This is a genomic window from Pigmentibacter ruber (genome assembly GCF_009792895.1).
GTDB classification, from domain to species: domain Bacteria; phylum Bdellovibrionota_B; class Oligoflexia; order Silvanigrellales; family Silvanigrellaceae; genus Silvanigrella; species Silvanigrella rubra.
The window spans coordinates 326569-340511 of sequence record NZ_WSSC01000004.1; the positions used below are offsets into that span (position 1 = coordinate 326569).

11 protein-coding genes are annotated in these 13943 nt (G+C 29.4%); 10 read left to right on the top strand and 1 reads right to left on the bottom strand.

All coding sequences use genetic code 11. From position 1 onward, the window contains the following. Positions 1-485: 485 nt before the first annotated feature. Positions 486-1889, top strand: a complete 1404-nt coding sequence (locus GOY08_RS12935) for a hypothetical protein (protein WP_158999335.1) — start codon at positions 486-488, stop codon at positions 1887-1889. A gap of 50 nt (positions 1890-1939) precedes the next feature. Beyond that, positions 1940-3418, top strand: a complete 1479-nt coding sequence (locus GOY08_RS12940; RefSeq protein WP_158999336.1) for a nicotinate phosphoribosyltransferase — start codon at positions 1940-1942, stop codon at positions 3416-3418. Here the strand turns inward: GOY08_RS12940 and GOY08_RS12945 are convergent. Then, positions 3415-5286 (bottom strand): cation:proton antiporter domain-containing protein, encoded by a 1872-nt coding sequence (locus GOY08_RS12945; protein WP_158999337.1) that lies wholly within the window; start codon positions 5284-5286, stop codon positions 3415-3417. The two genes, GOY08_RS12940 and GOY08_RS12945, sit on opposite strands and share 4 nt — an antisense overlap. Before the next feature lie 100 nt (positions 5287-5386). On the opposite strand from GOY08_RS12945, the gene GOY08_RS12950 reads away from it, so the two are divergent. The 8 genes from GOY08_RS12950 (at position 5387) to GOY08_RS12985 (ending at position 13807) form a co-directional block, all read left to right on the top strand. Continuing rightward, positions 5387-6367, top strand: coding sequence for a hypothetical protein (locus GOY08_RS12950; RefSeq protein WP_158999338.1), 981 nt, complete (start codon positions 5387-5389; stop codon positions 6365-6367). Continuing rightward, positions 6360-7625 carry a fumarylacetoacetase gene (gene fahA, locus GOY08_RS12955; protein WP_158999339.1) on the top strand — a complete coding sequence of 422 codons (1266 nt, stop codon included), beginning with the start codon at positions 6360-6362 and terminating at the stop codon, positions 7623-7625. Before GOY08_RS12950 ends, fahA begins: the two co-directional genes overlap by 8 nt. Before the next feature lie 348 nt (positions 7626-7973). Then, positions 7974-8981 (top strand): hypothetical protein, encoded by a 1008-nt coding sequence (locus GOY08_RS12960; RefSeq protein WP_158999340.1) that lies wholly within the window; start codon positions 7974-7976, stop codon positions 8979-8981. 135 nt (positions 8982-9116) lie between these two features. Then, complete coding sequence (locus GOY08_RS12965; protein ID WP_158999341.1) at positions 9117-9662, top strand: pentapeptide repeat-containing protein; 546 nt, start codon at positions 9117-9119, stop codon at positions 9660-9662. 27 nt (positions 9663-9689) lie between these two features. Further along, positions 9690-10283: a hypothetical protein gene (locus GOY08_RS12970; RefSeq protein ID WP_158999342.1), complete on the top strand. Its 594-nt coding sequence runs from the start codon at positions 9690-9692 to the stop codon at positions 10281-10283. A gap of 49 nt (positions 10284-10332) precedes the next feature. Beyond that, positions 10333-10896: a hypothetical protein gene (locus GOY08_RS12975; protein WP_158999343.1), complete on the top strand. Its 564-nt coding sequence runs from the start codon at positions 10333-10335 to the stop codon at positions 10894-10896. 165 nt (positions 10897-11061) lie between these two features. Further along, the gene (locus tag GOY08_RS12980; RefSeq protein ID WP_158999344.1) at positions 11062-12762 is read left to right on the top strand and encodes a hypothetical protein; all 1701 of its coding nucleotides are present in this window, start codon (positions 11062-11064) and stop codon (positions 12760-12762) included. Positions 12763-12775: 13 nt separating this feature from the next. Next, positions 12776-13807: a hypothetical protein gene (locus GOY08_RS12985; protein WP_158999345.1), complete on the top strand. Its 1032-nt coding sequence runs from the start codon at positions 12776-12778 to the stop codon at positions 13805-13807. Positions 13808-13943 lie beyond the last annotated feature (136 nt).

Below are 13943 nucleotides of genomic sequence, written 5' to 3' on the forward strand. Positions count from 1 at the left end.
ACAGGAGAAATTAGTATCAGTATAATAAATCTTATGCAATATTATTTTAATAATATGGAAATATATCTACTTAATATAGCATTAACATGCTATAAAATTTAAATTAAATCTCTTTTTTAATTGTTTTAGGAATAAAAAATGTAGAAATATTCTTTATCTAATGAACTTCTATTTTCTACCACTGAAAGTTTGAATTTAATTTATAAAATTTATAAAAAACGTTAAATATTAATAATAGTAATATACTAAAAATATAATATTTTAATATTACTAATTAATTATGTTTTTTTTGATATCAAATTCTAATTTTAAACATATTTTGTTTATTTAAAAATTTATTTTAAAAAAAACTTGCCAGATAGTTAATTTCAATTTAAATATAATACTGCTGTTATTTGTTAATAATTTCAAACGTTTCCCTTTAAATCTTCGACTTTCTCTTAGTTTTCGTAGCAAATTAATGTTCTGCGGGAGTAAATACTCAAATGTTAAAAAATAATGATATGGGCAATCTATTTAAATTCTGTACCGGTGTTTCTAAATTAGATTTTTACCCCTTCACAGAAATTAATAATTGGAAAAATTTAGGCTATTGGCTACTTGTACTTAAGCCCTACATAGATAGAGAAAATAGCCAAGATGGCATTCTAGAATCTTATCATTTTTGCGAGAAATCTAATACCTTTGAAGCAACTGTATGTTTAAAAGCCACGTGGCAAGATGGAACACCCATTAGTAGTTTTGAAGCCGCTATGGGGATAGCAAAAGGTCTTGCACATAGGAAGACCTCTTGTTCTATCCAAGTAAAAGGTACAGAAGAAATCACCCATTTTGGCTGGGAAAAAAAACATTATAGTGGTGTAGAAATAATTTCTCCAATCAAATTTAAACTTACCTTAACAGGATTAGTTGAAAATATTAAAGGTGTTCTTGAGGATATTTTATCCTTTACAACATTACGAAATATAATTTGGCCGGTACGTTTGAATTCGTTTACCCACCCTATTTATGATCCAAGCTATTTTGATATAATTAGTAAATACCCAATAAAATTTGAAAGTGGAAAATATTTTTTATCAGTACTCGGTAATTTAGTAGAACTTTCTACCTTAAAAAGTAAAATCAACTATGACTTTTACTTCAATACTTTTGATTTTAACCAATACAAAAATATCAATGATTCAGAAGAGAATTATCTTATCAATAAAAAACAAAATATGCATACATTTTTTGCTATTTTTAATTCTCTAAGTGAACAATTTTCTTCAATTGAATCCCGCAAAAAAATTTCTAGTATTTTAAGAAACATTGCTAAAAATTCACAAGAAGAGGAAAATATTATTTTAGCAAATGGACATTTTGAGGCTAATGAACCTGGCTATAGTCAAAATATTAAATGGGACGAAGATAATTTTGATTTTCCCGAACATTTAACAGAAATTAAAATTGCAATTCCATTCCCCTCAGCAAAAAATATGGTACTTAAGAAATTTGCAGCAGAGGCTGAAAAAAAATTTATAAACATCAAATGGTTAGACTTATCAGATGAAGAAAATGCAGATACCAACTATGATTTACAGATAGTTATTGCGCGTATTCAGGGGAATAGGCAAATTTGGGTGCAAAATATTATTAATTCACATTCCTTCATTCAACAATTAGAAAAATTTCCCAGAACTTTATCTGCCTTAAAGAAAATCAATTTAAACTCTGCTTCAACATTTCCTTTAAAATCTAACTTATTGAATGAATTTGAAGAAACCTGTCATGCTGAATGCTCTATTACCCCGATTTTCAGATATCATCTCCATACTTATTCCAGAAAGAACCTTCCTATAGTATTAAATATTTCTGAATTCAAAGAATTTTATTTTTCTTTGAATAGATAAAAGGTAAATAAACTTTTTATTGCCCCAAATTTTAGACCAAGGTATCAGAAATGTCAGAATATTTTTCTTCATTATATAAAAGCTCATTAAGTCTATTAACCGATTTTTATCAACTTACAATGGCTTATGCATATTGGAAAAAAGGAATTTCTGAAACTAAAAGTGTTTTTAATGTTTATTTTAGAAAAAACCCTTTTAAAAATGGTTACTCAATAGCTTCTGGTTTAGAACTTGCAATTGATTATATAAATAATTTTTCTTTTACTGATGATGATATTATATATCTAAAAAGTTTAACAGGAAATGATGGACAAGTCCTATTTGCTGAAGAATTTTTAGTTTATTTAAAAAATTTAAAAATTTCTTGTGACGTTTTTGCTATTGAAGAAGGAAATGTCATCTTTCCCAACGAACCTCTGTTGAGAATATCTGGTCCTATACTACAGTGCCAACTACTAGAAACTCCTCTTCTTAACATCTTAAACTTTCATACTCTTATCTCAACGAAAGCGGCTAGAATTGTTTCTGTTTCAAATCATATACCAGTTTTAGAATTTGGCTTGCGCAGAGCGCAAGGTCTTGACGGAGGATTAAGTGCAAGTAGGGCTGCTTATATTGGAGGATGCGAGGGAACATCCAATACTTTAGCAGGAAAAATTTTCGGGATTCCAGTTAAGGGAACTCACTCACACAGTTGGGTAATGGCTTTTTCCAGTGAATTAGAATCATTTTATTCCCTTGCCAAAGGAATGCCAAATAATGTCGTCTTTTTAGTTGATACCTATGATACTCTAAAAGGCGTTAAAAAAGCCATAGAAGTTGGTTATTGGTTAAAAGAAAGAGGTAAAAAACTTATTGGAATTCGTTTGGATTCAGGTGATTTAGCTTATCTTAGTATAGAAGCTAGAAAAATGTTGGATGCTGCAGGATTTCCAGACACAATTATTATTGCAAGCAATGATTTAAATGAGCATGTGATTTCAAGCTTAAATGAACAAGGTGCTAAAATTTCTGCTTGGGGAGTTGGAACTCAACTTGTTACTGCTTTTGATGATCCTGCATTAGGTGCTGTTTATAAATTATCGGCTATTCAAAATGAAAATAGAAAATGGAAACATACAATAAAACTTTCAGAACAAACTATAAAAATCTCTACTCCAGGTATTTTACAAGTTCGCCGTTATTTTAAAGATAAATATTTTTTTGCTGATATGATTTATGATGAACTGACTTATAAAAAAGGAAAAGAAACAGATATTATTGATCCAAGCGATATTAATCGCTTTTATAAACTTACAAATAACTGCGAATATGAAGAATTATTAAAACCTATTTTTGTAAAAGGAAAATTAGTTTATCAAAGCCCTTCTTTAGTTAAAATCAGAGAAAAATGTTTTGATTCATTAAAAAAATTACATCCAAGTATCAAAAGACTTTTAAATCCACATCACTACCCGGCTGGTTTGGAGAAAAATTTATTTAATTTTAAATTAGATCTTATTAGAAATATAAAAAATAATTTAGATTAGCTCACAGTTTTATGAAGTTCCCTTATTTTTTCCAAAGAACTTCTCGAACCAAAAATAAATAATTCATCATTTTCATAAAATACAAAAGTAGATATTGGATTTTTAATCCTTACGTTATTTCTATTAATAGCTAATACAATACAATTATAATTTGGCCTAATAGCTGCTTCTAATATTGTTTTATTTACAAAAGGATGTTCTTTATTTAATCGAATACCAGCTAAAATACATTGATCTAAAGATATCATATTTTCATCAATTCGTTCTATACTGCAAAACTGTTCAAGTTCTGTAATAGATTTTTCATTACCATATACCAATAAAGTATCATTAGATTGTAATATTTCTGTCGCTTTTGGTGCAATAATTGTTCGTTTATCTCTACTTATTGCAACAACATTTACAGTAAATTTTTCTCTTAAATTTAATTCTATCAAAGTTTTTCCTGATATATTTGCATTAGCAGCGATATGAACTGGTACAAGATATTCATCCCAAGGAGCTAAACGATCTAAAGTTGAAGTAACATTTTTTGCTGTCATTAGCATGTAATTTTTTTTAAGCCTAGATTTAGTATTATCTATTAAATAATTAATACCTCTGAACAAAGAATATTTTTGATAAAATGGAAGCATTTTGTTTTCTATAGAAAAATTTATTACAGCTTGAGAATAAGATTCCATAAATTTACAAAATTTACTTGGGAGAAGATTTTCAGCTTTATCAGCCAAAGCTAACATAGATTTAACTGTGAAGGGTGTTACTAATATTGTTATTATTGCAGTTGCAACAATTGCTGAAAAATTATCATTATCTATTACTCCTAATCCTACCCCCATTTGTGCAATTACAAATGAGAGCTCTCCAATTTGTCCCATAAAAGCACTAGTTCTAATAGAATCTTTCACCCCAGAACCTGCACAAAGATTTAAAATCAAATTAAATGAAAATTTTCCAATTATAATTAAAGATACAAAACTTAAAATAACTTGCCATTTTTCTAAAATGATACTTGGCGAGAAAAGAAATCCAATGGAAACAAAAAAAACTAAAGCAAAAATATTTTTCACTGGCTCTATAATATTCTCAATAATTCTCAACTCTCTGCATTCAGATAAAATAGAGCCCATTATAAATGCACCTAATGCAGAAGAAAAATTCCAGGATGCAGATAAAAATGCCAAACCCAAAGCCAAACCAGTACTTAAAATGACTAGAAGCTCTTCTTTACCTGTATGAAAAGCAGAATTTATTATTCTTGGAAGCAATAAAGTACCCAATAACCACCAAAGTAAAATACTACTGATAAATATGGGTATTAGTTCTAATAAAGCTATGTCACTTCCTGTTACAGAAGTTGATAACCAAATAATCATAAAAATTGCTAAAGAATCTTCAACCAACAAAACAGCCATTAATTTATCAGCAAAACGTGCACTTTTTAAATGCCTATCTTCAAGAATTTTTATGATTACAGCTGTAGAGGCTACAGATAAAACAGAGCCAATAAATATTGCTTCAAAACCCGTTATCCCAACAAATTGGCAAATTTGAGTTGCAGTAAACCACATTAAAATAATTTGAATAATACTGACTAAAATGGGAGCAAATCCAATGGATGCAATTTTCCTCACCCCAAAATGCAATCCCATCGAAAACATTAACAACAAAACACCTAATTCAGCTAAAGTACTAGCAGATTCTTTACTAACAACGTAAGGTGTATATGCAATAGGTAAAGATAAAAGGACACCGCCAAAAATGTATCCGAGTAACAGAGGTAGTTTGAAAAACTTTTTAAATATCCAACCAAATATTCCACCAGAAAGAAGTATTGCTGATAGATCTTGGATAAATATATTGTGCATTTATATTTACTCCTTTAATTTCAAAATAAATTCAATCTACCTTTAAAATTTCTATGAAGAACAAGGTACATCTTAAGCAAGTAACCTAAGGAGAATCATTATGCAAAGCTTAAACATTTTTATGCACGAACTCCTCGATTATGCAGGTTTATTTCCACCTGCTAAGTTAACCTTACAAGAATCACTTTTAAATTATTCTTCATATACTAAGCATAAACAAAAAAACTGGTTAGGAAAATTTATTTTGCCAAGTAACAAAATAGAGGATTGTATAGAAATAATGTTAAACCAGAAATTTTTTAAATCAAACGATACCAACTTAAATTTTTCAATAATACTAAATTCCTGTGAAAAATTTAATGATTTCAATAAAATAATTGATAGTGATTTAAAATCTTTAAAAAACTTTGAAAGTACTTTCAAAAATAATATTCACATTGATTCAATAGAATTTCTTCCACCAAAAGAAGTCTTTCAGCCAAGCAATCTTTCGTTATTTAAAAATATGCTTTTTTTAGTAAATGATAAGTTACTTAATGTAAATAAATTAAAATTTAAGTTTTTAGAAATTCCTTTTTCAGAAAATATTAACGAATATATAGAGTTTATTAGTGAATTTAATACTCAACACAAAGATACTAATTTTTGCATAAAACTGCGGACTGGTGGAGTAACTCCCAACCAAATTCCTAGTGCTTTTCATATAGCACAAGCTATTCGTTTAAGCGCTGAAAAACAAATTCCCATAAAAACAACAGCTGGTTTACATGTCCCAGTTCCCAATGACAATCCAGAAGTTGGCGCCAGACTCCACGGATTTTTTAATATTTTTTCTTGTCTTTTACTTTGTTATAAAAAACTTTTAACAATTTCTGAAATGGAAAATATTCTGACTAATTACTCTTATAGTGATTTCAAATTTACTGAAGAAGGGCTGACAATTGGAAATAAATTTCTAGCTAATGTTGAAATGACCCAACTTAGAAATTCTTTTATAAAGAGTTTTGGTACTTGTAGTTTTTTAGAACCAATTGAACATTTGCATGAAAATAATTTTTTGGAGGGAAAGAAGCATGCTTGAACTGAATACTTGGTTAGATGTAAACCCAAAACATGATTTTTCCATTTATAACATTCCCTTTGGAATTTTTTATACCAATCAAAACCCTAAAAATGCGCGTTGCGGTGCCGCTTTAGGTGATTATATCATTGATCTAGGTGCATTATTTGAACTAGGTTATTTAAATCATCTAAAAAATTTACAATTAAAGCATTTTAAAACAGATAAATTAAATGATTTTTTAAGTTTAGGTAACAAAACCTGCAATGCTGTAAGAACTATTGTGCAAGAATTATTTTCAGTTCAGAATCAGATTTTAAAAAAAAATTCAGACCATTTAGAGAAGATATTAATTCCAATGCAATCTGCAGAAATGTTAATGCCAATAAAAGTCGGTGACTATGTCGATTTCTATTCCAGTTTAGATCATGCTACAAACGTAGGTAAAATGTTTCGAGACGAAAAAAATCCTCTTCTTCCTAATTGGAAGCACATTCCAATAGGTTATCACGGCAGAAGCAGTTCAATTGTAACAACTAAAACTAATATTATTCGCCCTAAAGGACAACTATGCCCTCCAGAATCAAACCAACCCACATTTGCCCCTTCAAAACAGCTAGATTTTGAACTTGAAATGGCATTTGTCACAAATCAAGACACTGAAATGGGTTCAGTTCTATCTCCAGACACAGCTGCTCAATATATCTATGGATTAGCCCTATTTAATGATTGGTCTGCCCGTGATATCCAACGTTGGGAATATGTTCCTTTAGGTCCTTTTCTTGGTAAGAGCTTTGCCAGTTCTATGTCTCCTTGGCTAGTGTCTTTAGAAGCTTTAGCTCCTTTCTCACTCCCCAATATAGATAAGGATGTCGAGGAGTTAGATTATTTAAAAGCCTCAATAAATGGCCGTTATGACATAACCCTTGAAGTTTATTTAAAAAGTGCATTAATGCAGGATGAAATTTTGATTTCAAAATCTAATTATAAATATATGTATTGGACATTGTACCAGCAACTGGCACATATGAGTTCTAATGGCTCCCCTATTAGAGTGGGGGATTTGTATGCAAGTGGAACGATTAGCGGACCTACACCTGATTCTTATGGCTCCATGTTAGAAATATGCTGGAAAGGCTCGAAACCATTAAGCTTACCAGATGGAACGGCACGAACTTTTTTGCAAGATGGCGATTCAATTATCTTTAAAGGCTATGCAGAAAATTCCACCTTTCGTGTAGGTTTTGGTAGTCTATTTAACACCGTCATTTCTACCTAAATTTTTAAACTACAAGTTATGATTAGAAGGTTTTCGATGTCTTTTTCAAAGACAGTTAATTTTTTCAGACGTCTAAGAATATTTTTAATTCCTTATAAATATGACATATTTTCCTAGATTAAATACTTTTACCTATAAAATTAGTACTTTATACACTTTAAAAAAATGTCTTAAATTTTGACGAAACACTTAGCGTCTAGTGCTTTTGGATCTTCAATAGTAATCAATATGTATGGGATTCTTAATAAAGCAATTTTGCTAATCCAGTTATCTAAGAAGACCTCTTTTAAATAAGATGATTTAAATAATTATGAATTTCTCAAATATTTCTTTAGAAAGGAAAGTTTTATGCGTAAGTTACAAGAAGCAGTTAGATTTCCTCAGTCTGTTCAACTCTTTCGTTTTTGCTTTCGCGTTCTAGAGCTAAGACAACCAAACGATAAGGTGCACGATCAAGATTTAGGATCTATCCTAAATTATAATCCAAGTGATACAAGCCATTGGAAACGCGGTAAAAAAGCTATTCGTAATGTGCAATCACTTGAGAATCTTGCTAAAGCTCTAGATGTCGACCTCGAAATCATTCAAGACTTGGCTGATGGCCATGTAGACCTTGATGAAGCTTGGTGCGATTTCTGTGATGCTGAAGAAGAACGCCGCTTATCTTTAGAAGAACCTGGTGTCCGCATTGAAAGACGTGATAGAAGCTTAGAAATTGAAAAAGTAGCACAAGAAATTCTAGCAAAAGCTAATGTAACTTCAGTTCCGGTTCACATTCCAGAACTTATTTCTGCATTCCCTTTCATCCAGTTAATGCCTGGAGATGTATCTGATAAGTTGGCTCGGAGCTCCAGAGTTAGACCTGGTCACTACGCTATTCGTTTCCGTAAAGGTGACATTAGAGCACACACTCGTACAGCTATTGCAAGAGAAATTGCAAGAATTGTTCTTCTTTCTGAAAGAGAGAAATTTAAATTCACAAGCCGTTGCGAAACCTTATCACAGGCTGAAATCGTTGATTTTGCAAATGCCCTTCTTGTTCCAAGAGAAGCACTTGCTGTGGAAATTCAAAAAATTTCAACTCGTGTAAACATGGTAAAAGCGCTAGCTGATTTATTTTGGGCACCTAAATCTGTTATCCGTTCTAGACTTTCTTCTATTCTTTTTGAAACAGCATCAAATAGCGTATTTGAAGCTGCAGCTCTTGAAGCAAGAATTTCTGTTCAAGATAGATCAGAAATGGTTGATGAAGAGTTCTTAGATGAAGAGTTTAGTGAAGATTCAAATTCAGTTTCTTTCGCTAAAAAACAAGGTCGTCCTGCACCCGCAGTGTCCGCTCCAAATTCTGTACACTAAATCAATCTGTCACAATTTTGGATAAATCAAATTAGAAAGAGAGCTTTTTGAAAAGCTCTCTTTTTTTTATTCTTGATTTTTTTGCTTTTTGAGGCAATGTTTAGTTTCAAGTCGAGCTAAGGAGGTTTACTCATAATGGTTACTATATTGGACAAAAAATCGAAACCAACTAAAGTCAGCTTAATGGCACGAAAAGTGATTGATGAAGACGATGATGATGACTTTTTAGATGAAGAAGAAGATGATGATGATGACGGCATTCCTGAAATCCGTAGTGAAATAGATTCTGATGAAACTAAACCCAAAACTTTAACACGCAAAGAAGCAATTGATATTCTGCAAACTACGCGTGATTTTTCTAAGTTGGATTTTAGGAAAGCAAATTTAGCAAAACTCGATTTTTCTAATTGCAACTTTGAAACATCTAACCTTTCTTACGTAAACTTTAAAGACTCAAATTTAGAGGGCTGTAATTTTACGAATGCCAGCTTATGGAATGCAAATTTAGAAGGTGCAAATTTAACACGCGCAAATTTAGAAGATGCTGACTTAGACTACACAAAATTAAGAGGGGCTATTCTTTATCGGGCAAATGTAAGAAGGGCAACACTACCCACAGACCTTATTCCTAGAGAAGAAATTTTACGTTCTATAAATGAAGGTACAAAAGTAAACAGATAAAAAATAAATAAAGAAAGAAATATTAAAATGGAATTTAAATTTCTTGCTTTCCCTTGTCTGCTGTTCTCAACCCAATGCTTTGCAATCCCCGAAATATTTATTTCTAACAGAACAACAGACACTATAAAACTTACATATAATTATCTAAAAAATAATACTTATTTAAGCGAAAATCATACCCTACTAAGTCCCAACCAAACTTATGTTGGGGAAACAAGAAGATATGTAATAAATAATAATTACTTAATTGAACTTATAGATACACATATTGATTGTAGCTGGCTTCATACACTTGGAATACGCCATCCTAATGGCTGGGGTATTCAGTTAAATATAAATTATAATGAAATAATTACAATTTGTGCTAATAAATATAATGTATTTGATAATAAAAATCATGCTTCACTTGAATACTATAAAAATGAAAATGGGATTGAAAAAATTATTATTAGAAATATTGGTTGGTGGGTTCAAAAAGATAAATTTCCTAATGAAAAAGAAATCATTCTTAATTCTGTTAAAAAAGAATATACCCCATATTTGATTAATATGTTTCTTTATAATGGAGATAAAATAGAAAACTCTTCAATTCCTAGGGAAAGGAAATATTCAGATTACTAAATTTTATAACAAATGACTCTTTCTGAAATAATTTAATTTGGAGAATGCTATGAAAAAATATTTATGGGCATTTATTTTAATTTTATTACCAATTCAATCTTTTGCATTAATGAATGTTAAATTTGTAAATAAAAGTCTTCATGCTATTGAACTGGCAAGCATAGATACAAACTCAAATCATACATTAAATCCTACTATTGTGTCCCAAATATCAATACAGAGTTCTTTTATAACTCAAGGTCAACGTCTAATTATTAATAATAATTACGCAATCCAACTTGTCGATACTGGTGAAGAATGTAGCTATTTAAATGCTTTTAATATTCGATATTCTAACGGAACAAAAATTGAATTGTATATTAACAACAACAAATTATCTTCAATTTGCTCAACTAAAAAACATTACTTAACATATGCCAAAAATATTGAACTAATTTTTGCAAATAATTCAAACCCTCTGTTTATTTCAGATGTCTTAATAATCCGCAATGCTGGCTGGTGGGCAAATACCAACGGATATCCAGTAGAAAAAAATATTTTATTAAACGCTCATAAAATGAATTTATCTTCGGAGCAAATAGCACATTTCATGGTAAATGGAATTATTCTCTAATTCATAAAATTAAAATTTCAATTGCCAATCTAACTTGCAAAATATAAATTTGTTTTTAAGTTGAAATTTATTTTAATTCAATTATAATTCTTAAAAATCATCAAAATAATAATTATAAATTAATATTATATCATATTAAATAATAAAAACCCGAAAGGACTCAAAATGTTTTCACGGTTTATTTATTATAGCTTATTTTGTTTAGTAAGCTATAATGCCTATGCAGGTTCTCCTTCTTTATATAATAAATGCTCTTTTGGAAATATCAGTCATCCTAAAAACTCTTCAGCAGTAGCTTTTGATGAAGAATGTTTAAATGCATATGTTTTACCACCTAATATTGGAATAGCCAAAGTTACAGCAGTTCAACAGTCGCAAAATTTAGGGTTATGTCCAGCATTAAAAACAAATTTAGTTTCTTTAAGTGAAAGTACTAAAACAAGACTTATATTACTAAAGAAGATTAATAAAATGCTAGAAGAATATAAACCTCTTCAAATTCAACGTGATAAATTATACGCAGTTGTCTCAAAAAATAAAGCCTTGTTTGATTCTGCATCAGAAAAATTAAATAACAATAAAGCAAAAGAAAAGAAATTACTTGATAGAATTACAGAAACAAAAACTTCATATGACAGGCTTGTAACAATCTCTGCAGCAAATTCAGAAATTAATTTAGCTAGAGATTCTTATGAAAAATCATTAGTTGAATACAAAACCTTCATAACAGGAGATCTCTTTAAATCTGAAAATGATTATTACTTTGTTAAAAAAGAGTATTTACGATATAATGAAGATTATAGTTATTTTGATTCAAAATATGCCGAAAGCATTAAACCGCTCCTAGATCTTCAAAAGATGGTTGACGATTTAGAAAGAACTTCCTTGGAAAGTTACAAAAAGTATGTTTCATTAGAGGGATTAACTGCACAAATATTATTTAACGTTGACTCTACAAATATTCTTAAAGGATACAAATCTCTAAATAAAAATTTAAATTTGACTTGGCAAGTAATGCCTATGAAAGATGCTTTTTTTAGCGCCTCAGTAAAATTAGCCGACAATTCTGCTGATTCTACTGCAACAGCTTTAATCGATAGTGTCATTCCAGGTATTAAATCACAAAGTTTGAAAGATTTAGATTCAAATCAAATCACACCCTCACTAAATGAAGGACAAGTAACAGCTCCTTATCCGTTTGGGAGTGTCTCTGGAAAAATACGTTTAAATTTAAATGGAGCATGTGTTTATTTTGATAATTTAAATAAATCTGTTGCAGGAACTGATGTAAATAATATAACAGCAAATTTAAGTTTAAACGTTAATTATACATATCAGGTAAAAGTACGCCGTTCATTCACTGCAAAATATAATTTGTATAATATGTTGTCTAGAATTGAAAAACAATCAACTAAAGGAGGTTGGATAAAAACATCTTCACTGCACTCTGTAGTTGAAGATAAAAATTCAGGTGATTGGTTTCATATAAAATTTGATGGTGATTCATCTGCTTTTCAATATACTCCGCAAGAGCAAGATGAAATAACTAAACAAGAAAAAGCATTGCTTGTGGATAGGGCTTTAAAACAATTCGCCGCAATAAATTCGGGAACTCCTCAGCCCGCTCCCGCATTAGTTACTCCACCTGAAAGTGGATTTATGTATGCATCAAAGCAGTTAAGGTATTGTCCTCATTTTTATTGTCAGGTTGGTTCATTTGTATTGGGAACATTGTCATCCATATTTGGCAGTTCTACTGCGGTTTCTGAGTTTAAAAATAAAACAAATGTTTGGGCAATAGATCAAATAGATGGTTATCAAATTATAGATCGATCAGGATCGTTAACTTTTTCAAGTAAATTATAAAAAAGGAGAATTTATGAATTTTTTCCTTAGGAATTCTTTAATTCTAGCTAATTTTTTGCCTATTTATAGCTATTCATCTGAACAAATAGATGTGAAATTAAATTCATTAAGTGAACCAATTTCTGTCTATGTTGAGGGTAATACAATATATTACTCATCTCTTCCTAAAAATTTAGTAGGTCACTTAAATTTCCAAATAAATACTATTGGAACTTTTTATCCTAATGGAATTAATGATAATAATTGTGAATTAGTGGAATCAAGAGCAAGAAATTCTATAAATTCCCTTTTTCCCAATTCCGTGAGATTAGAGCAAAGAAATTTAGTTAGGAAATATGGTTCAGTAAAATTAAAGCTTTCTACTTCAGATAGTTTTTATTCTAAAGCTTTAAAAAGAAAAATAGTTGATAATATTTCTGAGAAATTAAATCATTTTTTATCTTATGATTTTAAAGACAATTTTCAAATAGATGAAGTATCTTTTGTTGTTGAATATGATAGAAATGCTATTACAAATATAATTGACCAAAAAGAAGAAATAAACAAACAATTACTAAAAATAAATGATATCAACTTACTTAAAAAAGGAGCAATTTCAGTTGAAATAAACTCATCCGACTTTATTTGTGATTTATACTCAGGTAAAGCAAAAATTAAATTAATTTATCAAGGAAAATATGGATTAAATAAAGAAACAAATTATATTCTTAATAATACAGAAATAGAACAATTAATTCTCTATATAAATAATAATAGAATAAAATATTTTGAAAATAATATTTTAAATTCAAAAGAAAAAAATTTAATTCTTTCTTCAATACTGCTAAAAGAGGGACTACAAAACATCAATCGAGCTAATTTAGATATTAACAACTATTTTCTTTTATTGGATCAGATAACAAACTCAGAAGATGGTAAAGTACATAGCAGTCTAACAACAAATCTTCTTGCTATCAAAATAGGTTCGGTAGATAATTATCCTACAAAATATGTAGGAACTCTAAAACTTGATGTACAAAAGACTAATTTAAAACAGACTCAATAAAAACAATAAGAAATAATATTATTTATATTATATCAGTTACTTAAAAAGTTATTTCTTATTATATAAAAGTGTTCTAAGTTCTAAAAAAATTTATTTTTCAATCTTTTTAATAGATTAATATTATTATAAAATAAAT